Genomic DNA, 21,662 nt, shown 5'->3' on the forward strand with positions numbered 1-21,662 from the left:
GCGCTGCTCCTACGGGAAGGGATGCGGGTGGGGGTTGCGGCCGGTCGCGCCCAGCCCGTCCGGGCCGTGCCGCCCCCGGTCCACGTACCGGTCGAGGCGGTCGCTGAAGAGCACCCGTTGCCGCTGCCAGCCGAAGTCGATCGGGACCAGCGAGGGGGCCACCACGGCCATCGTGTGCACCCCGGCGACCTGCTGTTCGGGGCAGGTCTGGTCGACCGCGACGACGTCGCCGCCGAGGCCGGCGATCAGACCGGCGAGGTACGACATGTCGGCACGCAGGTCGTCGTGTGCGGGTCGGGCGGCGAGCCAGTCGCCGTACAGCTCGGACATGGACCGCAGCGGCGGGTCCTCGAAGAGGAACGCCGCGTGCCGCGCCATCTCCGGCAGTCCGTAGAGCAGGGCGTGGTGGCTCAGCTCGGTGACCCGGGTGTAGTCGCGGATCATCTCCCGCAGCTCGGGTTCGCTGGCGGCGACCCGCTCGTCGAAGCCGGGCACGTAGGAGGCGGTCTCGCACAGCGCCGCGCGGACCGCGTCGTCCGGGTCGAGGCTGGCCCCGGCGGCGAAGCAGAGCTGGCCGAGGCCGTCGCCGCGCTTGACGGCCACCGCCGTGACCACCGGGATCGGCAGGTCCGCGCGGGTGTCGAAGAGCCGGACGTCGTAACCCAGCAGGTCGACCCGGTCGAGCATGAAGTGCACCCGCTCGTCCCGGCAGGTCGCCGGGTCGATCTCGGCCAGCCGCGCCCGGCCGTACCAGGCGAGCAGGAACGCGTCGCGCTCGACCAGTTCGAGCATGCCGTGCAGCAACGCCTCCTCCGGGCAGCTGCCGCTGGCGCAGCCGTTGGAGCACTCCTGGACGAACTTGCGCTGGTCGGTGCGGCGGTCCAGGTAGTAGACGAGCTGCTCGGGGACGAGACGGGGCTCCCCGTCGCGCACCGAGAACCCCCACACCCAGTGCATCGGCTCGTCCGGCGAGTACGGCGCGTAGTAGAGCCCGTGGCCCTGGTAGAACGCCGGGTGGTAACCCAGTCCGGACGGGTCGAGCGCCGCCGGGGCGAGGTTGGCGTAGCTGTCGAACACCTCGGTACGCCTGGTCCGCGGGAACTGGCCGGCGTACCGCTCCAGGCCCTCCAGCAGCGCGTACGTCTCGCTGCCGCCGTAGCTGTTGGCGTGCCCGCTCCACCACATCTCGTGCAGGTCGTAGCGGCTGCGGACCCGGAAGTAGCCGGTGACCGGGGCGGTGGCCGTCACGTTGTACGCCCGCAGCGCGTTGCCGCCCAGCGCGCCGACGACGGGGTTGGCCAACGCGCCGACCGGCAGGTCCAGCTCGTCGGCCGCACGCAGCCGGTACGACGTCGGGTCGGGCTTCGGTCGACGGGTCAGGGTGGGAACGGCCGCCTCGGCGGTGTCCGGTCGGGTGGTGGCGCAGGCCGGGCACTCCGAGTCGGCAAGCACCTCCACCAGGGTCGTCTCCAGGGTGTCCATCCGCAGCTGGTGCAGCCGGGCGACACCAGGACGGTCGTCGGAGGTGCGGCAGGCCCGCCGGAACAGCTGCCAGAGCGCGTCGACGGCGAAAGGGGTGAGGTGCGGCAGTGACGCCACCACACCTACCGGAGACTCGTGCTCCAGGGCGTGCCGCTCCTCGCGGAGCCGGATGGCCTGCCAGCGACGTTGCACGCACAGCGGGCACGGGCCGGGCAGCGACCCCGGCTCGGCGGCACCGGTCCAGCGGGGGCCGACCAGCGCCGTCGCGCCGTGCAGCCAGATCGGCACCACGTCGCTGGTGAGCCCCTCACCGGCGTCGGCGTACGCGTCGGTGAGGCCGAGGGCGGCGATGCGTACGGTGATCCCGGCGGGCGGTCCGTCCTGGGCAGGCTGGTCAGCCCGGTCCTGGAGCCGCTCGTGGAACGCCTCGCCGAGCTGCTTGAGGCTGCTGTCCCACCCGGTGGAGGTGGTCCGGACGTCGACGATCATGCGGTTCACCTGTCTGCGGTCGCTGCGGTCTGGGGGTCGGGACCCGGGGTCCCCGCCGGCGTGGCTCGCCGGCGGGGACGGTTGCGGCGGTGGCTATCCGCCGCCGCATCCGGTGCTGGTGCTGCTGCTGCAGCAACTGGACGTGCTGCAACTGCAGCAGCTGGAGCAGGAACAGCTGGAGCTGGACCAGTCCATGACCATCGCGTCGATCGCGTCGACGTCCTCGATCTCGAACGTCTCGGTCTCCAACGCGCGGAGTTCCTCAGTCAGATCCGGCATTCCCTCTACCTCCCCTCGGGCGTACGCGGGCCTCGACGCCGTCCGGCCGTCCGGACCGGCCGGGTGGTGCCGAGGCTCAGCTGGTGCTGCTGCAACTCGACGAGGTGCAGCTACAACAACTGGACGTGCTGCAGCTGGAGCAGCTCGACGTGCTGGTGCTGCTGCTGCAGATGTCCATGTGGTCGGCGGACAGATCCGCGATGTCCTCGACCTCGAACGTCTCGGTCTGCAGGTCGCGCAGCTCGCCGCGGACCGAGTCGGACAGTGCGGCGGATGCCAGGGGTTGGGTCACGGGCCTCTCCTTGTGCCGAGGTCAGCGCCAGTCGTGGGTGGGTCTGCGTCCGCACCACCACGATGGAGCCAGCGGAGGCACGCAGGGGCTACTCGCCGGTGTCGGCCGGCGGCGGTTGGTGCGATCGGATGCGACGTCCCACCGGGTGACTGGATTGCGTCAGCGTTCGGGGGTCAACCCCCGGTTACCCCGGTCAGCCGCAGCTGGAGGTGCTGGTGCTGGTGCTGCAGCAGCTCGACGTGCTGCAACTGCAGCAGCTCGAGCAGGAGCAACTGGAGCTGGTAGCGGCGAGCGCCTCGCCGCCGTCCTCCACCTCCTCGATTTCGAAGGTCTCGGTCTCCAGCTCGCGGAGCTCGTCGTTCAGGGTGATCGGCATGTTTCCACCTCCTTCCACGGTGCGTGCCTCGCTCGGACCACTGGTGTGGTGGTTTCAGTCGGCCGTCCGGCCGTGGTGGCGCAGCAGGACCACACCGCTGCGGAACGCCCCGCTGGCGCGTACGTCGCGGGTGGTGGTCTCGACCAGCAGCGCGCTGATTCCCCGCTCGGCGAGGGTGGCCAGCACCGCGGCCCGGTCGGTGCCGCCGCCCACGGTGGCCCCGCTGTTGGCGCTCGCGGTGATGGTGGCCGGGTCGAAGTCGGCGAGCACCGGGTCGCCGAGGTCGGCGTCGGTCCCCTCGAAGTGCCGCACCTGGATCCGGCCCACCAGGTCGCGTACCGCGGCGAGCCGCGTGGCGACCGGGTCGAAGCCGCCGGCGAGCCGCCAGTCGCGGCCGCCCGACGTCTCGGTGACCGCGAGCACGGCGTGCGCCGGCGCCGCGCCGGGAAGGGCGAAGACCGCGAGTTGGCGGCCGAAGCGGTGGGCCGCCTTGACCACGAACGCGGTGTCGTCGTCGGCCACCAGCTCCTCCTCGCCGACCACGGTGAGGCCGCCGGCGCCGCGCATGGCCGCGGTCAGCGCGTGGTACGCCAGCGCGTCGGCGAGCCCCTGGTCGACGACACGGTCGATGCTGTCGGCGGCCGCCGCTCCGGCGACCGTCCGCTCCCCGAAGCCCTCGCCGTTCGCGGCCGACGTGGGCAGCGCCAGCGCGGCGGGCACCCACACGGTGTCGGTGCCGTCCAGCACGGTCGCCGGCAGCCAGCGGACCGACCGGCGCGGGTCCTCGGGGACGGCCCCGCTTGTGGTGCCCAGTTCGGTCCACGGCACGGGGTGCTCGCCCCGGTCGCGGAGCTGTTCGGCCGTGGCGAGCACACCGGCGTGCGGGTCGGCGTAGCGGGCGGCGTGGTCGCGCACCGCCACCCGGTACGCGGCCAGCCGGGCGCTCATCACCGTGTGCACGTCGAACGCGGTCACCTCGCGCGGGCCGCGTCGGCCGGGCAGTCGCAGCCGGGCGGTCTTCAGCGGCGCCTGCTCCAGCGGGTCGTCCACGAACCGGGTGAACACCCCGGCGTTCGGCGACACCAACGCCTGGGCCCGCTGGTAGGTCTCGTCGTCGGAGCCGCCGGGCTGCGCCGGCCCGGGTACGTCCACGTCACGGCACACCGGGCAGGCCGGGTGTGGCAGCACCTTCTCCCGGATGGACTCCAGGGTGGACCGGTCCAGCAGCAGCACCCCGTCGGCGGTGTCCGGCGCCAGCGCGCCGGTGAGCACGCGGAACACCTCGAACGCGGCGGCGTTGCCGAGCATGCGCGCGGTCACCTCCGGCAGCGGCGCGGGCACGTCGGGGCCGGCGCCGAGGGCGAGGTGCCGCCAGAAGTCGGCGGCGTCGGTGGCGTCGGCGCCGGCGGTGAGCCGCAGTTGCGCGCAGAGCCAGCAGGGCGCACGCCCGGCCTCGACGGTCGGGCCGACCACCGCCCGCTCGTCGTCGGTGAGCACCGGGACCAGCAGCGGGCCGCCGCGGTGGCAGGCGCGGGCCAGCTCGGCCAGGCGGGGCAGGCCCGTCCGGTCGGTGCAGTGGACCACCGCGTCGGCGCCCGTGAGCTCGACCGGCCCGTCGTGCACCCGGACCTCGGCCGCCAGCCCGTCCGCGCGCAGCGTCGCCACCTCCGGCCGCAACGCCTCCGCGTAGCGCGACGGGTCGTCGTCCGGATACAGGTCGAGCCGGAGGCACCCGTTGCGCAGCAGGCTGCTCGCCGCGGCCAACACTGTCGCTCCCCCACCGGCGAGCACCACCCGGGCGGTGTGGAAACGCAGGAAACGCCCGGTGGGGTCGTCGGCGAAGTGGTCGACGAACTCGATCTGCGGGGCGAACCGTCGGGCCACCGGCTCGGCCAGCTCGGTGCGGTCGCCGGCGTCCTTGGCGAAGCCGCGGGCCAGCAACGCACGCACCAGGGTGAGCACGGTCTGCCGCTGCGCCTCGTCGAGTGCGGCGGTGAGCTGAGCGAGGGTGTGCTCCCCGGTGAGGTAGGGGCTCAACGAGGTCAGCCAGCGGAACGCGGACCTGCCCTTGATCAGGAAGGCGGTGTCCGGGCCGCGCAGGTACGCACCGGCCGGCGCATCCAGAAAGACCACGTCGTGTCGCAGCTTAGGTCGGACTTCGAGGGTCTGGGCACTGTCCAGCGGCAGACTCATCCGGGCTCCTATGCCAACGATCACCATCGACTCGAAAGTGTCTACATGCTGCCCAAGGGCAATACGTTCGTCAACAGAATGTTTCGTGTCGGGTAGCGGCTGGCGTGAATTGAAGGCCACTGAGCTGCGACGGGGAGAAATTTTCTCGGGCCCCTCGGTCGCGGACCTACCGGTCCCGATCAACCTCCGCTAGTCTGTGGGCGCTGTCAAGCCATTGCGCAGGTCAGGAGCTTTTCCATCGTTCCAGACGTGAGGTGGCCGAACGGCGCGATCCTGCATGGTGGACGGTCGGACCGCCACCCCGACCGCCTTAACGATCAGTTAATTGACTGCGCGCAATCAACCAGGCGTTGCGGTCGGGAATGAGTAAGGACCGCTCATATGAAGGCGACGCAAAAACCCGGCGGTGAAACCCGCCACGTCATCGGACGATTGCGCCAGTCCGTTGGGGAATGACCGATTCGCCATTGAAGTCCACGAGGTGACCAAGCGTTATCCCGGCGGTGTCACCGCGGTCGACGGGCTGACCCTGCGGGTGCCCGAGGGGACGGTCTTCGGCTTCCTGGGGCCCAACGGCGCCGGCAAGACCACGACCATGCGGATGCTGGTCGGGCTCGTCCGACCCACGTCCGGCCGGATCCGGGTGCTGGGCCAACCACCGGGCACCCCGAACGAGCTGGGCCGGGTGGGCGCGCTCATCGAGTCGCCGGCCTTCTACCCCCATCTGTCCGGTGTGGACAACCTTCGGCTGGCCGCCCGTTACTCGGGAGTGCCCGACAGCGCCGCCGACCGGGTGCTGGCCGAGGTGGGCCTCAGCGGCCGCGCGCGCTCCGCGTTCCGGACGTACTCCCTGGGCATGAAACAGCGACTCGGTGTCGCCGCGGCGCTCCTCAAGGAGCCCAGCCTGCTGATCCTCGACGAGCCCACCAACGGCCTCGACCCGGCCGGAGTGTCGGAGATCCGGGAGCTGCTCCGCTCGCTCGGCCAGCAGGGACGCACCGTGCTGCTCTCCAGCCACGTCCTCGGCGAGGTCGAGCAGGTCTGCGACCGGATCGCCGTCATCAACCGGGGCCGGCTGGTCGCCGACGGCACGTCCGACGAGCTGCGCGCGGCGCTCGGCGGCGGGGAACTGCTCATCGCCGCCGACCCCGTCGACAAGGCCCTCGCCTGCCTGCGCGACCACCGGGGCGTCCGCGCCGCCGAGGCCGTCGACGGTACGGTGCGGGTCAACGCCGACCCGGCGCTCGCCGCGGAACTCAACCGGACGCTTGTCGAGGCCGGCGTCGAGGTACGCGAACTGCGCACGCTACGCCACTCGCTGGAGGAGGCGTTTCTGGAACTGACGAGCACGACAGGGAGCAGCCGATGATCGCCTCGGTACGCGCGGCCTGGTTCGCGGACCGCAAACGGCCGGCGGTGTGGACGGTCACCCTCACCTGGATCGCGTTGGCGCTCGCCTTCGGCGTCGGCGTCCCGTACCTCGTGCACCTGGCCCTCGCCGGCGACCCGAAACAGGCCGACGACGCGGCGTCGCTGCTCGACGCCGTGCTGCCCGGCCAACTCGTGCCCACCGGGATCGCGCTGTTCCCCCTGTTCGGCGGGGCGATCGTGGTGATCCTCGGCGCCGTCGTCGTCGGCAACGAGTACCGCTGGGGGACGCTCAACCTGATCTTCACGCAGCGCCCCCGACGGGCGCAGGTGCTCGCCGGGCACGCCGTCGCGCTCTGCGCGCTGACCCTGGTGCTCGTCGCGCTCACCTTCGCCGCGATGGCCGCCGTCACCGCGCTGCTCGCAGTGCTCGAAGGTCGCGTCCTGGACTGGCCGCCGGCCGGCGACCTGGCCGGAGCCGTGGCGGCGGCCTGGCTGATCTGCAGCGCGCACGCCAGCCTCGGCTACTTCCTCGCCATCGCGTTCCGCAGCACCGCCACCGCCATCGCCGTGGGCCTGGTGTGGACGCTCGTGCTGGAGAACGCGATAAGCGGTCTCGCCCTCGTGCTCAGCCCGCTCGAGGTCGTCCAGAAGCTCCTGCTCGCCCCCAGCTCCGGTGCCCTCGCCGGCGCGCTCGGCGCGCGGTCCCAGTTCGAGGGCGGCACCCCCGGGGTGATCGAATCGGCCGGCGCCGGATTGCCCGTCACCGTCCTGCTCGGATACGTCGTGCTCATGTTCGGGCTGGGCACCTGGCTCGCCGTCCGCCGGGACGTCGGCTGACCGGAAAGGATGTCGAGATGGACTTCCTCCTCGCCTTCGCACTGACCGGGCTCGTCGCGTCCAGTGGCTGGATCGTCTGGGGTCTGTCTCGTGGCTGGGCGCGCACACGCGACCGACGGCACCAGGTGCGGCTCGCCCGTGCGCGGTCCGCGGCCGAGCTGCGCCAGGCCGAGGTCCGCAAGATCGAGCTGGACAACGAGACCTACCAGGACTTCGTCCGCCGCCACCCGGAGTCCTGACCCGCTCGCGCCGCCCGGCTCGGCGGACCGGGTGGCGACGCACGACGGGTTCCGGCTCCCGCATCGCCCTGGGTGTCGGTGGCCGGCCGTGCCGTGGCTACGCGGCGCGGTGTCTGTGGCCGGCCATGCCGTGCCCGCGCGGCGCGCGGGTCGCCCGGTGGTGGTCCCGGGGCGCCCGCCGACGCCGAGCCCGGCCACACACGTGCGTCGGCGACGGCGCACCGACCCGATCGCGGGGCACCACGCAGCGCCACCGGTTGGTAACGTGGCGGCGGTCTCGGCGGTGATGATGGCCAATGTTTCCCGGGGGTCGGCGTGTGGGCGGATGATGCCGCGTTGGACGCGGCGGGGCGCCGCCTCGACGAGTGGGAAGCGTCCCTGGCCGACCGGGCGGCCCGCGCGACGGCGCTGTCCACGCGGGTGCGGGCGCTCACCGGCACCGCCACCAGTCCCGACCGGTCGATCGTGGTGACCGTCGACTCGAACGGCCTACTGACCGACCTGCGCCTCGACGAACGGATCCGCGAGCGGTCCGCGACCCGCATCGCCCGACAGATCGTGGAGACCACCCGGGCCGCCCACGCCGACCTGCTGAGCCAGCTCACCACCGCCACCGTCGAGACTCTCGGCGACGACGTGAGCGCCCGGGCGATCGTCGACTCCTACCGGAGCCGCCTGCACCCCGGCCCAGGTGCGCACGATGCCCAGCGGTGACGGCATCCAGGTCGACCCGGACGGCCTCACCTCCCACGCCGGTCGCCTCGACCGCATCGCCGACCGCCTCGACACCGCCCGACAGGCCGGTCAGCACGTCCAGGTGGGCGCCGACGCGTACGGGCAGCTCTGCGCGATCATGCCCACCCTGCTGGACGGCCTCGGGCGCACCCTGATCAACGGCATCGGCGCCGCCGCCGCATCGGTGCACGACACCTCCGACAGACTGCGCGTCAGTGCGGACCGCTACCGCGCCTCCGACGCCCGCGCCGAACGGCTGCTGCGCCAGACACGGAACTGACCGGTGCCGGCCAACCCGCTCATCGCCACGGCCTCCGGCCCGTCGCCCAGCGCCTGGGCCGGCATCTGGATCTGCGAGGACATCGAACTCATCACCCAGGGCATCCGAAACGGCAGCTGGATCGACGGCAGCCTCGGCGTGGTCAGTGCCGGCCTCGACGCCCTCGCCCTCGTGTCCGACCCGGTCGGCGCACTCCTCCAGTACGGCATCGCCTGGCTCATCGAACACGTCAAACCGCTCAGCGAAGCCCTCGACTGGCTCGCCGGCAACCCCGCCGAGATCACCGCCCACGCCCAGACCTGGCGGAACGTCGCCACCTCACTACGCGAGGAGGCCACCGGGCTGGCCGCCGCCGTCCGCGCCGACGTGGGAACCTGGGGCGGCACCGCCGGCCCCGCCTACCGCGGCTGGGCCGACGAGCAGCAACAGGCCATCGCCGGGCTCGCCCAGGGCGCCGACACCCTCGCCGCGATCACCGAAGGCGCCGCCGGCCTCGTCGCCGCCGTCCGACTCCTGGTCCGCGACGCCATCGCCACCTGCGTCTCCCGCCTCATCGTGTACGCCGGCGAACTCGTCGCCACCGGCGGGCTCGCCGCTCCACTGGTCGTGGAGCAGGTCACGACACTGGTGGCCTCCTGGGGCGCGCGGATCGCGCGACTGCTCCGCGGACTACTGGCCAGCCTCCGACGACTTGTCCCCGTGATCCGCCGACTCGGCGGCCTCATCGACAAGCTCCAGCAGATTCTCCGACGGCTCCAGAAGGGCGAGTCCCCACCGACCCGAAACACCCCGGAGCCTGAGTCGCCTCGCGGAACTCCTACCTCTCCGCGGACGGAACAGCAACGGATTCACGACCTCGGCATGGATCCGGCGACCGGGACGTTCCGGCCCGGCGAAGCCGAGACAGCGGTCCGCCTGGAGCAGGAACTGGGCGTGACGCTGACTCGCGCTCCGGTGGAGTCCAGCGCCGACTGGGTCGACGAGGCGGAGCGGACCTACGATGCAGTGGGCAACTTCCCGGCGCAGTTCTTTGACCGCCAATGGCCCCAACTGCAGTATCAGATCGTGCGGCACTTGGATAAGGCGGACCTGGTGCCGGTGGACGTCTCGAAGTTCACCTCGGAACAGGTCGCCCGGCTCGAACAGTTCATCACGGACCGAGGCCTCGGTCCTCGAGTGTTCGTCGTGGGGAAATGATGGCTGGCCTCATCGTCCTGAAACCCGGTGTCGACTGGACCGCGACAGGAGGATTGTTCGACTGGACGCTGGAGTTCCTGATTTCTCGCCTCTCCGACAGACAGGCCGCCAACCACCTGCAGGAGATCGTCGACAACAATCTCGGTTCACTCTGGGTCGATGATCTACCGGCCGCCGCACAGCGGGAGATCGTCAGCCTGTGGCGGGACGGCTTGGTAGCGGCCGGCGAGGAACACCTCCCGGAGACCGAGCACAAGGCCGACGTCGTCCGCCACCTTCAGGATCTGGTGGACGCGACCTACTCGGCGGGGATCCTGGGAACGAGTGATCCTGGGTAGTGGCGGAATCTCTCGGCGGTCAGGCTCCCACCTCCGTCGGAGCCCGACGACGAGCCGCTACGATGCGCCAATGAGCTCCGAGGCGGTTGGCAGGTACATGCCCCCTGTCGTGACGCTCGATGACCTCACCGCGATGATGGCTGCGGACCAGAACCATCGGTATGAGATCAGCCCCGAGGGAGTCGTCTCGATCATGCCGCCGCCGGGGTACGTCCACGCCATCATCGCGACCCGGCTCATGATGTGGATCGCCCAGGGTGGTGTGCCGGCGGACCGTGTCGCCCAGGCTGTGGGATTACGCATCCCAGGTCGTGACGGTGGTGTAGGCGGACGTATCCCCGACCTGGTCGTGTGGAGCAAGGCCCAGGCTGACGGAGTCTGGCTGCCGGTTGCCGACGTGCTCCTCGTGGTCGAGATTGTCTCGCCTGGCTCCGAGGGCGTCGACACGGTGACCAAGCGCAGCGAATACGCTGCCGCTGGCATCCCCCAATACTGGGTAGTCGACCAGGACACGGCGCAAACTGTCGCCATGTACCGCCTGGAAGGCAGCCGCTACGTTGTCCGCGCGACCATGCCGCTCGCCTGGCTCCTCAACACCGGTCTCGAGGAGCACGACCTCGGCTGAGGCGGTTGACCCGACCCAGGCCCGGCCGGATTAGTCTCGCGGGCATGCGGGGACGATTCGGTGCGGCCAGGCGGTGGTACGGGGAGCACCGGCGGTTGGCCCGTCGTACGCTCCTCGCGTTCGTGGTGGGTGCGGTGGTCCTGACCGGTGGCACGGTCGCCAGCGTCAAGTGGATCCGCGACACCGCGGACGGTCACCTCTACAGCGAGGCCGACGTGCCGGGCGCGCCGGTCGCCCTGGTCCTGGGCACCAAGGTGGAGGCGGACGGCACGCCGTCACCCGTTCTCGCGGCTCGGTTGGAGATCGCGCGGCGGTTGTTCGACGCGGGCAAGGTGCGGGCGATCCTGGTGTCCGGCGACAACATGAACGCCGACTACAACGAGCCCGCCGCGATGCGGAGTTGGCTGGTCGAGAGGGGCGTGCCGGCGCACAAGGTGGTGCTGGACCACGCCGGTTTCGACACGTACGACTCGTGTGCGCGGGCGGAGCAGATCTTCGGGGTACGACGGGCGACGGTCGTGACCCAGTCCTTTCACCTTCCGCGTGCCGTGGCGCTGTGCCGGCGCCTCGGTATCGACGCCAACGGTGTGGGTGACGACAGCGCCGAGCGGTACGCCCAGACGTGGTGGTTCAGTTCGACCCGCGAGAAGGGCGCCTGCGTGAAGGCGGCGCTGGATCTGCTGTCCGGCCGCGAGCCGGCTCACCTCGGTCGCCGGGAGACCGGCGTCGACGACGCGTTGCGCGACGTCTGACGGGGTCAGGCTCGGGGCGGTGCGGCGCTGTCGCGTTCGACGAGTTCGGTGGCGAGTTCGACCCGTGGGCTCTCGACCTTCTCTCCCCCGGCGAGCCGCAGGATGGTCCGCGCGGCCATCATGCCCATCTCGGCCAGGGGCTGACGGACCGTGGTCAGCGGCGGCGAGCACCAGCGGACCTCGGGCAGGTCGTCGAAGCCGACCACGCTGATGTCGTCGGGCACCCGCAGGCCACGTTTGCGGACCGCCTCGTAGACGCCGAGTGCCATCTGGTCGCTGGCGGCGAAGATGGCGGTCGGCGGGTCGGGCAGGGTCAGCAGTTGCGTACCGGCGGTGTAGCCGGCCTCGTGGTAGAAGTTGCCCGGCCGGATGAGGGCGTCGTCGATGGGGATGCCGGCGGCGCCGAGGGCGGCCCGGTAGCCGTCCAGGCGCGCCCGGCTGCACATGAGGTGCGGTGGGCCGGCGATGAAGCCGATGCGGCGGTGGCCGAGGCCGATGAGGTACTGGTTGGCGCTGAGGCTGCCCGCCCAGTTGGTGGCCCCGATGGTGGGTGATTCCTGCGGGTCGACGCCGGCGGGGTCGATGATGACCACCGGGAGGTGCAGCCGGCGCAGCTCGGCCTGCAACGGTGGGTTCACCATCGAGGTCACGAAGATGACGCCCTCGGTGGATCGGGTACGCATGTTGTCGAGCCACTGTTTCGCCGAGGAGATGCGCCAGTGGATCGCCGAGACGACGGTGCCGACGCCGCTGCTCCGCGCGACGTCCTCCACGCCTCGGATGATCTCCACGGCCCACGGGCTGTCGAGGTCGTTGAAGACCAGGTCGATCAGTGCGGCGTCGTCCCTTCGTGCCGGTGGCCGGCGGCGGTAGCCGTGGTGGTTGAGCAGGGCCTCGACGCGTTCCCGGGTGTCGGGGGCGACGTCGGAGCGGCCGTTGATGACCCGGGAGACCGTGGGCACGGAGACACCGGCCAGCCGTGCGATCATGGCGATGGTGACGTTTCGGCCGTTGTCGGAGCCCACGGTCCGCCCTTCGTTCTCAGCCCTTGACGCTGCCGGTCAGGCCGCCGATGAGCTGTCGTTCGGCGACGGCATAGAAGCCGAGTGCCGGGAGCATGGACAGCACGACGTAGGCGAGCACCCGCGCGGTGTCGTCGGCGTACTGGCCCTGGAACGCCTGGACCCCGACGGGCAGGGTCCACCAGCTCTGGTCGCTGAAGACGACCAGCGGGAGCATGAAGTTGTTCCAACTGGTCACGACGGCGAGCACCGAGACGGTGGCGAGCGCGGGACGGGCCATCGGCAGCAGGATCCGCCAGAAGAAGCCGAAGGAGCCGCATCCGTCGAGGACGGCGGCCTCCTCGACCTCGGCGGGGATGGTACGGAAGAACTGACGCAGGATGATGATGGTGATCGGCAGCCCGAAGGCGGCCTGGGGCAGGATCACGCCGAGCGGGTTGTCCAGCAGGCCCATGCCGCGCAGCAGGACGAACAGCGGCAGGATGGCCACCGCGAACGGGAACATCAGGCCGATCGCGAACAGGGTGACCAGGAACTCGCGGCCCCGGAAGGCGTAGCGCGCGAAGACGAACGCCGCCATCGCCGCCGCGCCGACGACGATGAAGGTGCTGCTGACGGCGATGAGCAGGCTGTTGCCGAGCTGACGCCAGAACACCCCGGAGACGAAGAGGTCGGTGTAGTTCTGCGGCACCCAGGGGTCGGGCAGACCCAGCGGGTTCGTCGACAGCTGGCCGTTGTCCTTGAATCCGCCGATCACGCCGAACCACACCGGCACGACGATGAGCGCGCCGACGGCGATGCAGACGAGATGCAGCACGAGGCTGCGGGTCCGCTGGGCGCGACTGGTCGTGGCGCTCATCGCTGGCCTCCCTGGTTGGTGATCGCGCCCGCGGTGTCCCGACGCAGGACGATGCGCTGGTAGAACAGGGCGAAGACGAGGCTCAGCAGGAACATGATGATGCTGATCGCGCTGGCGTAGCCCACCTCGAAGCGGCGGAAGCCGTACTGGTACATCGTGACGGCCATGGTCTCCGAGGAGTGGATCGGGCCGCCGCCGGTGAGCACCCAGACCATGTCGAACAGTTGGATGGTGCCGATGACCGACAGGAACACGCTGATCCGGATCGTCGGGCCGAGCAGGGGCAGGGTGACGTGCCGGAACGCCTGCCAGGCGCTGGCGCCGTCGGTGACGGCGGCCTCGGACAGCTCCTTGGGGATGCCCTGCCGCGCCGCCAGGAACAGCATCATGTAGAGGCCGAAGTACTTCCAGGACACCACCAGGAAGACAGCGAACAGCACGGTGTCCGGGTCGGCGAAGACCGCGCCGGCGTCGGCGCCCAACCACCGGGAGACCGACTCGCCCAACCCTCGGTTCGGTGAGAACACCAGCGTGAACAGGACGGCCGTGGTGACCTCGGAGAGCACGTACGGCGCGAAGAAGATCAGCCGGTAGGCGGCCCGGCCGCGCAGCGGCTGGTTGAGGAGCATGGCCAGGGCCAGTGCGGCGGGCAGCTGCACGGCCAGGGACAGCAGCACGAGCACGAGGCCACGCCACAGGTCGCCGCGGAAGGTCGGGTCGCCGAACGCGCGGGTGTAGTTGTCCAGCCCGACGAAGTTCTCCGGCAGTCCGAAGCCGTTCCACTTGTAGAGACTGGCGTAGCTGGCCACCACGATGGGGGCGACGACCAGCAGCAGGAACAGCGCCAGGGCAGGCGCCAGGAACACGGCGAGGACGCCGCCCCGGCCCGGCCGGGGCTGGCGGCCGCGCTGTCGCGCGGTGCCCGGCCCCGGTGCCGGCGGATCGGTCGCCGTGTCGCCGCGCCTCGTGTCGGACACGGTCGATGGCCTGGTCATGCCTGCTCCACTCGGGTTCTACGGCCGGCTACGGATGAGGGAAGGGCCACGGTCAGACGGTCTTCGCCACCTGCGTGATGTCCTTGAGGATCGCCGCGGGCTGCTTCTTGCCGGCGATGATCTCGGCGACGCTGTCGTTGATCTGCTGCCCGAGTGCCGGCGCGTACGCCTGGTCGAGGTACAGCTGGAAGCCCGTGTTCTTGGCCAGGGTCTCCGCGACGACCTTGTTGTTGGGGTCGGTGATGGCGTCGGTGGCGTCCTTCACCGTGGGCAGCACCGCGCCGGTCTTCGCGGACCGACGCTGGTTGTCGGCGCTGAGCAGGAACTTCAGGAAATCGATGGTGGCAGCCGGAGCGTCCTTGCCGACGGCGAAGCCGTTGCCACCGCCGAAGACCTCGGTGGCGGAGCCCTTGCCGCCGTCCACGGCGGGGAACGGGAAGAAGCCGAGCTTGTCGCCGATGCCCTTCTTGCTGGTGGAGCTGGACGCCTGCACCGCCGGCGCCCACTGGCCCATCAGCTCCATGGCCGCGCCGCCGTTGCCCATCGTGGCGGCCTGCCCGTCGGGCGACCCGTACTCCGCGCCGAGGAAGCCCTTCTGGAACGGCTGCAGGTCGACGAGTTCCTTGAGTCGCTCGCCGGCGGCCGCGAGGTCGGGGGTGTCGAAGTTCTTGTCGTCGACGGCCTTCTGCAGCGCGCCCACCCCACCGATGCGCATCGCCAGGTAGGACCAGTAGAAGTGGGCGGGCCACTTGTCCTTGCCGGCCAGGGCGATCGGGGTGGTGCCGGCGGTCTTGAGCTTGCGGACCGCGTCGAGCACGCCGGTCCAGGTGGTGGGGGTCTCGGTGATGCCGGCGCGGGCGAAGAGGTCCTTGTTGTACCAGAAACCGACCATGCCGATGTCGAACGGGATGCCGTAGATCTTGCCGTCGATCGTGTACGGCTGCATGGCGGCCGGCAGGATGCCGTCGGCCAGCGACTTCAGGTCGTCGGTGAGGTCCTTGACCAGGCCGGCGTCCACCTGCTGCTTGAGTACGCCGCCACCCCACGACTGGAAGAGGTCCGGCGGGTCGCCGGCCTGCGTGGCGGTGGTGAGCTTGGCCTTGAACGCCTCGTTCTCCAGCGGCTGGATGGTGATGGTGACGTTGCTGTGCGCGGTCTTGTACTCGTTGGCCATCGCCGCCCAGACCGGCAGCATCGGTTCGGTGTTCTGGATGTGCCACCAGTTGATGGTCTGCGGGGCGTTCGGGTCGGCCGACTCGCCGTCGCTGCAGGCGCTGAGCAGGTAGGCGCCGGCACCGGCGCCGGCGAGGCCGAGCAGCGTTCGGCGGGAAAGGTGCGTGGTCATGATCCATCCCTTCGGGAATTCACGGGGTGCTCGGTCGCCGGTCGAGCCGGCAGGGTGCGCGAACATGGATCTCCGGAACTTTCATTGCTTCGCCGGTATTACCGGTCGATGGCGGGCACGCTACGAGCTGTTTCCACACCGGTCAAGACCCCTGTCCTATTGCGATAAGACCGGCTAGCGTAGGCAGGACTTCCAGCGACCCTGGACCGCAAGTTTCCGGAAGTTCCAGAGAGCCACCCAGAGGAGCCCCCGTGTCGACCGACACCGCTGACGTGGCGACCGCTGCCCGGTCGATCCGCAATCCCGTCCTTGCCGGGTTCCACCCGGATCCGTCGATCCTGCGCGTCGGCGACGACTACTACCTGGCCACCTCGACCTTCGAGTGGTATCCGGGGGTACGGATACACCACTCCCGTGACCTCGTGAACTGGCGCACCCTCGGTGGCGTCATCACCGATCGCCGCCTGCTCGACCTGCGCGGCTGCGGCGACTCGAACGGGGTGTGGGCACCGGACCTGACCTACCACGACGGCGAGTTCCATCTCGTCTACAGCGACGTGGCCAGCTTCGCCAGCGGTTACTGGGATCCACAGAACTTCCTGGTCACCGCCCCCGACATCGCCGGCCCCTGGTCGGACCCGGTGAAGCTGCACGGGCGGGGGTTCGACGCCGCGCTGTTTCACGACGACGACGGCACCAGCTGGCTGTTGAGCATGAGCGCGGACTGGCGTCCCGGCCGGGACCGCTTCGGCGGCATCGAGATCCAGCAGTACGACCGGGCCACGCGCCGACTCGTCGGACGGCCCCGCATCCTGTTCACCGGCACCCCGGTCGGGGTGACCGAGGGGCCGCACCTGTACCGCCACGACGGCTGGTACTGGCTGATCACCGCCGAGGGTGGCACCAGCTGGGAGCACCAGGTCACCGTGGCACGGTCGCGGGAGCTGTTCGGGCCGTACGAGGTGGACCCGGACGGGCCGCTGCTGACCTCGGTCGGCCGACCGGACCTGCGATTGCAGAAGGCCGGGCACGGCAGCCTCGTCCGCACCCAGGACGACGAGTGGTATCTGGCCCACCTGGTCGGCCGCCCCTACTCCCCGCTGGGCAGCTGTGTGCTGGGCAGGGAGACCGCGATCCAGCGGGTGGAGTGGCCGTCCGGCGGCTGGCCCCGGATCCCCGGCGGGGTGCCGGCCGACGAGGTCGTCGCGCCCGACCTGCCCGAGCACCCGTGGCCGGCGGAACCGGCCACCGACCACTTCGACGACGCCGAGCTGGGCGCCTCCTGGTCGACGCTGCGCCGCCCGGCCACCACGGACTGGGTCGACCTGCGGGCGCGCCCGTCTCACCTGCGGGTCCACGGTGGGCAGTCGCCGGTCGGCCGGCAGTCGCCCAGCCTGGTCGCCCGGCGCGTCGGAGCGACGCGCTGTTCGTTGGAGACCGTTGTCGAGTTCGACCCGGTCGACCACCGCCAGCTCGCCGGGATCACCGCCTACTACAACACCCTCAACTGGCACCACCTCTACCTGACCAGGGCCGACGACGGGCGGACGGTGCTGGAGCTGCTCAGCTCCGACAACGGGCGGCGCACCCCGTACCCCGATCTGACCGTCGACGCGAGCGGCGTCACCCGGGTCGGTCTGCGGGCGGTGTTCGACGGGCCGGTGGTGCGGTTCGACTACGACCTCGGCGCCGGCTGGCAGCGGCTGCCCGTCGACCTGGACGCGACGATCCTGTCCGACGAGCACGCCGCGCTGATCATCGACGGCGAGCCGGCGGCGTGGGGCTTCACGGGGGCGTTCCTCGGCCTCTGGGTGCAGGACCTCGGCGGCGACGGCGTGTACGCCGACTTCGACCTGGCCACCTACCGGGAACACTGAGTTCGTGGACGGCACCCGGCGGTTCGGGTGCCGTCCACGTCCCGGCCCTACCGGCCGACCTGGGCGGCGGCGGTACGCAACTGGCCGAGGGTGGTGCGGAAGCCTCGGCCGGACGCGGCCGGGTCCTCGGCGAGCAGGCCGGTGACCGCCATGGCCTGCGAGCGGGTCGACGCGACGGCGTCGTCACCACCGCCGGTCACGTCGAACACGCCGAAGTCGCCGCTGAGCGTCCGGTACGTCGGGGCAGCCGGGTCCTTCGCCAGGTACAGCACCACGACCTGGCCCGCGTCGAGCTTCGACATGTGGGCCATGTCGGCCACACCGGAGTCGAGGCTGGCGAGGGTGATCCGGGCACCGGGCCGCACGTCGGATCCGCCGCCGGCGCGCAGCACCTCGTCGACCCGGAACCCGGCCGCCTCGACCTCGCCGCGTACGACGAGATCGGCGGTCTCACTGAGCTGCCGAACGGTGCCGTACCCGCGCAGCTTGCCCTTGACCGGCGGGGGCGGCGCGTCCGTTGGCGTGGCCGCACTGGCCGTGCTCGGCGCCGTCGGCGCGGCGGCCGGGGCGGCGTCGTCGGCGCTGCCGCAGGCGGACAGCGCCGCCGCGGCGAGCACGGCGGCGGCCGCGACCCACAGGGGCCGGGTACGGCGGAGGTCGACTGCCATGGGAACGCTCCTCGCGTCTCGGTGCCGTCCCGGGTCGTCTCGCCCGGGTCGCGGCACTGCTTACGCCCTCTATCTGTGCGGCCCGGGCACCGAGTTCCACGATTCTTCGGCGCGCCGGCTCCGCTCGGTCGCGACCTGGGCCTCAGCCTCGCTCGGCCGCGACCTGGCGCAGCTCGGGCAGCGTCGTGACGAACGCGCGTCCCGCCGTGGTGGCGTGCTCGGCGCGCAGCCCGGTCACCGATCTGGTCGCCGAGCGGCTGGTGACCGTGTCCCCGGTGACGTCGAAGATCCCGACGTCACCGCCGAGCGGCGTGTAGGCGGGTGTCAGTGGGTCGCTGAGCGCCAGGTAGAGCACGGTCGCCCGGCCGGTCGCCTCCGGTGCCAGCACCGTGATCTTTGCGGACACCGGGGCGTGCGACGCGCGGTAGAGCACCTCGGCCACCCGGTAGACGACCCGACCGTCCGCCGCCGACTGCGCCTCGCCACGGACCACCAAATCGGCGGTGGCGGTGAGGTGCCGCACCGTGCCGTACCCCTGGATCTTCGCGGTCCCGCCCGGTGGCGCGGGCCGGGCGGCCGGGCGGCTCGCGACCGGCGCCGGGAGGGCCGCCGGCGGGTCGTCACCGGCGGTGGCGGCGAGCCCGGCGCCGACGCCCGCGACCAGGACCAGCGCGGCCGCCGCCAGGGCGGGCCGCCGCCACGTGCGGGCGACCCCGGGGGTACGCGTCTCCTGCGCGATCGCCGCCAGCAGGCGGTCGCGGTGCAGCTCGTGGCGACCCGGTGGCAGGTCACGCGCACCGGGGTGCGGGGCGATTCCGGTCCACTCGGACGGGTCGGGCGCGCTCACTGGCTTACCTCCCGCACGAGCGAGACCGGGTCGTCCAGGACCGGCTGCCGGGAGGCGCGTGGCGGGGCGTCGACGAGGGTACGCAGCCGGGCGCGAGCCCGCGACAACCGGGACCGGACGGTGCCGACCGGCACCCCCAGCGCCTGGGCTGCGGCCTCGTAGTCCAGGCCCTCCCACAGGCACAACGTCAGCACCTCGCGCTCGGGTCGACGCAGCCGGGTGAGCGCCTCGATCGCGGCGGCGATCCGCCGGGTGTCGTCGAGCCGGCCGGCGACCTCGTCGGCGTGGTCGGGCTGGGTGCGGTCGCCGGCGAGCAGCGCGGCAGCCACCCGGCGGTAGCGGCGGTTGCTGCGAATGTGGTTGCGGGCCTCGTTCGTGGCGATGCCCAGCAGCCACGGCCGCAGCGAGCCGCCGTCCTCGGTGACCCGGTCGCGGGAACGCCACGCCTGCAGGTAGGTGGCGGCCATGACGTCCTCCGCCGTGGCCCAGTCGGCGGTGAGCCGGAACGCGTGGTTGTACACCGAGCGCGCGTGCTGGTCGAAGAGCTCGGCGAACGCGCCGGGATCACCGGCTCGCACCCCGGCGCGCAGACTCGACTCCATGACCATTCTCTGTCCGTCGGGCGGCGCTGGGTTCCGCTGATCCGTGTGCCGGCCGAGGATAGCCAGCGGCGCACAGGCCGTTGCAACAGAGGTGAACAGCCGATGCCACCAACGACTTCCTCGGTTGATCCCGCACCGTCACCGTTTGACAGTTGATCGACGCACTGCTATCTGTTAATACAGTTTCCTGATGCTCGCGGTGCCCGCCGGGGCCGATCGCCGCGCCGGGCCACCGACCGGCCGGCGGCACGCCGCCCCTTCCCCGAGGAACACCATGGTGCGCAAGAGAACAGCCGCCTCCGCCGTGGGTGCCCTGCTGGCCGCCGTCGCGGCGCTCGGCTACGGTCTCCCGTCGGCCAGCGCCGCGACCGCCGGCCCGATCACCGGCCTCGCCGGCAAGTGCGTCGACGTCGCCGGGGCGAACCCGGCCAACGGCACAGCGGTGCAGCTCTACGACTGCAACGGCAGCGCCGCCCAGACGTGGACGGTCGGCAACACCGACAACTCCGTCCGGGCACTCGGCAAATGCCTCGACGTCACCGCCGCGTCCACCGCCAACGGCGCGAAGGTGCAGCTGTACGACTGCAACGGCACCGGCGCGCAGAAGTGGACCGCCAGCAGCGGCGCGCTCGTCAACACCGGCTCCGGCAAGTGCCTCGACGTCACCGACCGGAGCACGGCCAACGGCGCCCGGCTGCAGATCTGGACCTGCGGCGGCACCTCCAACCAGCAGTGGACCCTACCCGGCGGGAGCACCCCCACCCCCACGCCCACGACCCCGGCGGGCACCAACCTCGATGACCCGGCGAAGAAGGACGTCGCCATGCAGCTCGTCTCGGCGGCGGAGAACTCGTCGCTCGACTGGCGCGCGCAGTTCTCCTACATCGAGGACATCGGCGACGGGCGCGGCTACACCGCCGGCATCATCGGCTTCTGCTCCGGCACCGGCGACATGCTGGAACTGGTCGAGGCGTACACCCGGACCAAGCCGGGCAACGTGCTGGCCGGCTACCTGCCGGCGCTGCGCGCCGTCAACGGCACCGCCTCGCACGCCGGCCTCGACCCCAACTTCCCCCGCGACTGGCGGACCGCCGCCAACGACTCGGTGTTCCGGGCCGCGCAGGAGGCCGAACGTGACCGGGTGTACTTCAACCCGTCGGTACGCGACGGCAAGAACGACCGGGTCCGGGCACTCGGCCAGTTCGCCTACTACGACGCGGCGGTGATGCACGGGTACGAGGGCATGCGCCAGATCCGCAGCCGCGCCCTCGCCCGCGCGAAGCCCCCGGCCCAGGGCGGCGACGAGCGGACCTGGCTCAACGCGTTCCTCGACGAGCGGGTCGTCGAGATGAAGAAGGAGGAGGCCCACTCGGACACGTCCCGCGTCGACACGGCCCAGCGGGTGTTCCTCACCAACGGAAACTTCAACCTGAACACGCCCCTGGTGTTCGCCGTCTACGGCGACCAGTACCGCATCGGTTAGGGCTTCGATGGTGCGGCGGGGCGAATTCGGTCGCCCCGCCGCACGCCGAGGTCGGGTGCGCTCGCACCTCCGATGCCTTCAGATCGATCATGGTCGCTGAAATTTGTCGTACACCTGTTCTAGTGTCGGGTCATGGTCGGGGAGTTGACGCAGGCAGAGGACGCTATCGCGGCCTGCGCCGACACGGCCGCCAGGGCGCTGCCCGAGCAGGAGCTGATCGCCGCGCTGGACGCCGCGCACCGCCTGGAGCAGCGCCTCGCCGCCGTGAAGCTGGCCCTGATCCGTGAGGTCGACGGTCGGGGCACCGCCCGCGCGCAGGGCGCCTCCTCCACCACGGTGTGGCTGCGGGAACGACTGCACCTCACCATCGCGGCCGCCCGCCGACTGGTCGACCTCGCCACCGCGCTGGACACCGGCAACCCCGGAATACGCCACGCGCTCGCCGACGGACACATCACCGTCGAGCAGGCCCGGGTCAT

Annotated in this window: 24 protein-coding genes; 12 read left to right on the forward strand and 12 right to left on the reverse strand. The window is 71.4% G+C overall.

The features are described from left to right. Positions 1-9 precede the first annotated feature (9 nt). From AB0H52_RS19795 to AB0H52_RS19815, 5 genes are all read right to left on the reverse strand, one after another. Positions 10-1,971 carry a TOMM precursor leader peptide-binding protein gene (locus AB0H52_RS19795; protein WP_151488652.1) on the reverse strand — a complete coding sequence of 654 codons (1,962 nt, stop codon included), beginning with the start codon at positions 1,969-1,971 and terminating at the stop codon, positions 10-12. Positions 1,972-2,064: 93 nt separating this feature from the next. Beyond that, the gene (locus tag AB0H52_RS19800; RefSeq protein ID WP_089021435.1) at positions 2,065-2,250 is read right to left on the reverse strand and encodes a thiazolylpeptide-type bacteriocin; all 186 of its coding nucleotides are present in this window, start codon (positions 2,248-2,250) and stop codon (positions 2,065-2,067) included. 76 nt (positions 2,251-2,326) lie between these two features. Continuing rightward, positions 2,327-2,542 (reverse strand): hypothetical protein, encoded by a 216-nt coding sequence (locus tag AB0H52_RS19805; protein WP_225854185.1) that lies wholly within the window; start codon positions 2,540-2,542, stop codon positions 2,327-2,329. Between the two features lie 193 nt (positions 2,543-2,735). Next, positions 2,736-2,918 carry a hypothetical protein gene (locus tag AB0H52_RS19810; protein WP_046564715.1) on the reverse strand — a complete coding sequence of 61 codons (183 nt, stop codon included), beginning with the start codon at positions 2,916-2,918 and terminating at the stop codon, positions 2,736-2,738. Between the two features lie 54 nt (positions 2,919-2,972). Further along, positions 2,973-5,111, reverse strand: coding sequence for a TOMM precursor leader peptide-binding protein (locus tag AB0H52_RS19815; RefSeq protein ID WP_151488651.1), 2,139 nt, complete (start codon positions 5,109-5,111; stop codon positions 2,973-2,975). A 481-nt stretch (positions 5,112-5,592) separates the two neighbouring features. On the opposite strand from AB0H52_RS19815, the gene AB0H52_RS19820 reads away from it, so the two are divergent. The 9 genes from AB0H52_RS19820 to AB0H52_RS19860 all read left to right on the forward strand — a co-directional run bounded on the left by AB0H52_RS19820 (position 5,593) and on the right by AB0H52_RS19860 (position 11,485). Next, complete coding sequence (locus AB0H52_RS19820; RefSeq protein WP_225854184.1) at positions 5,593-6,480, forward strand: ABC transporter ATP-binding protein; 888 nt, start codon at positions 5,593-5,595, stop codon at positions 6,478-6,480. Then, positions 6,477-7,319 carry an ABC transporter permease gene (locus AB0H52_RS19825; protein WP_151488649.1) on the forward strand — a complete coding sequence of 281 codons (843 nt, stop codon included), beginning with the start codon at positions 6,477-6,479 and terminating at the stop codon, positions 7,317-7,319. The genes AB0H52_RS19820 and AB0H52_RS19825 overlap by 4 nt, the downstream gene beginning before the upstream one ends. A 17-nt stretch (positions 7,320-7,336) precedes the next feature. After that, the gene (locus AB0H52_RS19830) at positions 7,337-7,558 is read left to right on the forward strand and encodes a hypothetical protein (protein ID WP_151488648.1); all 222 of its coding nucleotides are present in this window, start codon (positions 7,337-7,339) and stop codon (positions 7,556-7,558) included. Positions 7,559-7,873: 315 nt separating this feature from the next. Then, positions 7,874-8,272, forward strand: coding sequence for a YbaB/EbfC family nucleoid-associated protein (locus AB0H52_RS19835; RefSeq protein WP_278122207.1), 399 nt, complete (start codon positions 7,874-7,876; stop codon positions 8,270-8,272). Beyond that, the gene (locus tag AB0H52_RS19840; protein ID WP_151488646.1) at positions 8,259-8,573 is read left to right on the forward strand and encodes a type VII secretion target; all 315 of its coding nucleotides are present in this window, start codon (positions 8,259-8,261) and stop codon (positions 8,571-8,573) included. The genes AB0H52_RS19835 and AB0H52_RS19840 overlap by 14 nt, the downstream gene beginning before the upstream one ends. Before the next feature lie 3 nt (positions 8,574-8,576). Beyond that, positions 8,577-9,770, forward strand: a complete 1,194-nt coding sequence (locus AB0H52_RS19845; protein ID WP_151488645.1) for a WXG100 family type VII secretion target — start codon at positions 8,577-8,579, stop codon at positions 9,768-9,770. After that, positions 9,770-10,108: a hypothetical protein gene (locus AB0H52_RS19850; RefSeq protein WP_151488644.1), complete on the forward strand. Its 339-nt coding sequence runs from the start codon at positions 9,770-9,772 to the stop codon at positions 10,106-10,108. The genes AB0H52_RS19845 and AB0H52_RS19850 overlap by 1 nt, the downstream gene beginning before the upstream one ends. Before the next feature lie 70 nt (positions 10,109-10,178). Continuing rightward, entirely contained in the window at positions 10,179-10,733 is a 555-nt protein-coding gene (locus tag AB0H52_RS19855) for a Uma2 family endonuclease (protein ID WP_225854183.1), read from the forward strand. Between the two features lie 44 nt (positions 10,734-10,777). Beyond that, the gene (locus tag AB0H52_RS19860; RefSeq protein ID WP_151488643.1) at positions 10,778-11,485 is read left to right on the forward strand and encodes an ElyC/SanA/YdcF family protein; all 708 of its coding nucleotides are present in this window, start codon (positions 10,778-10,780) and stop codon (positions 11,483-11,485) included. A 5-nt stretch (positions 11,486-11,490) separates the two neighbouring features. Here the strand turns inward: AB0H52_RS19860 and AB0H52_RS19865 are convergent, their stop codons facing one another. The 4 genes from AB0H52_RS19865 to AB0H52_RS19880 are packed head-to-tail and all read right to left on the reverse strand — an operon-like array spanning position 11,491 to position 15,706. Next, a complete protein-coding gene (locus AB0H52_RS19865) occupies positions 11,491-12,510 on the reverse strand; it encodes a LacI family DNA-binding transcriptional regulator (RefSeq protein WP_357949130.1) in 1,020 nt (339 codons plus the stop codon). Between the two features lie 16 nt (positions 12,511-12,526). Further along, entirely contained in the window at positions 12,527-13,366 is an 840-nt protein-coding gene (locus AB0H52_RS19870) for a carbohydrate ABC transporter permease (RefSeq protein ID WP_278122200.1), read from the reverse strand. Further along, the gene (locus tag AB0H52_RS19875) at positions 13,363-14,361 is read right to left on the reverse strand and encodes a sugar ABC transporter permease (RefSeq protein ID WP_357949134.1); all 999 of its coding nucleotides are present in this window, start codon (positions 14,359-14,361) and stop codon (positions 13,363-13,365) included. Before AB0H52_RS19875 ends, AB0H52_RS19870 begins: the two co-directional genes overlap by 4 nt. Positions 14,362-14,413: 52 nt before the next feature. Beyond that, the gene (locus AB0H52_RS19880) at positions 14,414-15,706 is read right to left on the reverse strand and encodes an extracellular solute-binding protein (RefSeq protein WP_151488639.1); all 1,293 of its coding nucleotides are present in this window, start codon (positions 15,704-15,706) and stop codon (positions 14,414-14,416) included. A gap of 251 nt (positions 15,707-15,957) precedes the next feature. Here AB0H52_RS19880 and AB0H52_RS19885 point away from each other — a divergent pair, with 251 nt between their 5' ends. After that, positions 15,958-17,583: a glycoside hydrolase family 43 protein gene (locus AB0H52_RS19885; protein WP_151488638.1), complete on the forward strand. Its 1,626-nt coding sequence runs from the start codon at positions 15,958-15,960 to the stop codon at positions 17,581-17,583. A 47-nt stretch (positions 17,584-17,630) separates the two neighbouring features. On the opposite strand, the gene AB0H52_RS19890 is transcribed toward AB0H52_RS19885, so the two are convergent. From AB0H52_RS19890 to AB0H52_RS19900, 3 genes are all read right to left on the reverse strand, one after another. Beyond that, positions 17,631-18,251: a hypothetical protein gene (locus AB0H52_RS19890; RefSeq protein ID WP_151488637.1), complete on the reverse strand. Its 621-nt coding sequence runs from the start codon at positions 18,249-18,251 to the stop codon at positions 17,631-17,633. Positions 18,252-18,393: 142 nt separating this feature from the next. Then, a complete protein-coding gene (locus AB0H52_RS19895; protein ID WP_151488636.1) occupies positions 18,394-19,098 on the reverse strand; it encodes a hypothetical protein in 705 nt (234 codons plus the stop codon). Next, the gene (locus AB0H52_RS19900; RefSeq protein ID WP_357949139.1) at positions 19,095-19,700 is read right to left on the reverse strand and encodes an RNA polymerase sigma factor; all 606 of its coding nucleotides are present in this window, start codon (positions 19,698-19,700) and stop codon (positions 19,095-19,097) included. The genes AB0H52_RS19895 and AB0H52_RS19900 overlap by 4 nt, the downstream gene beginning before the upstream one ends. A gap of 190 nt (positions 19,701-19,890) precedes the next feature. Here AB0H52_RS19900 and AB0H52_RS19905 point away from each other — a divergent pair, with 190 nt between their 5' ends. Then, positions 19,891-21,183 carry a chitosanase gene (locus tag AB0H52_RS19905; protein WP_357949142.1) on the forward strand — a complete coding sequence of 431 codons (1,293 nt, stop codon included), beginning with the start codon at positions 19,891-19,893 and terminating at the stop codon, positions 21,181-21,183. A gap of 144 nt (positions 21,184-21,327) precedes the next feature. Beyond that, on the forward strand, positions 21,328-21,662 hold a 335-nt coding region (locus AB0H52_RS19910), incomplete at its 3' end, for a DUF222 domain-containing protein (RefSeq protein ID WP_357949144.1).

The organism is Micromonospora sp. NPDC050695, assembly GCF_040654415.1.
In the GTDB taxonomy this organism is placed as follows: Bacteria; Actinomycetota; Actinomycetes; order Mycobacteriales; family Micromonosporaceae; genus Micromonospora.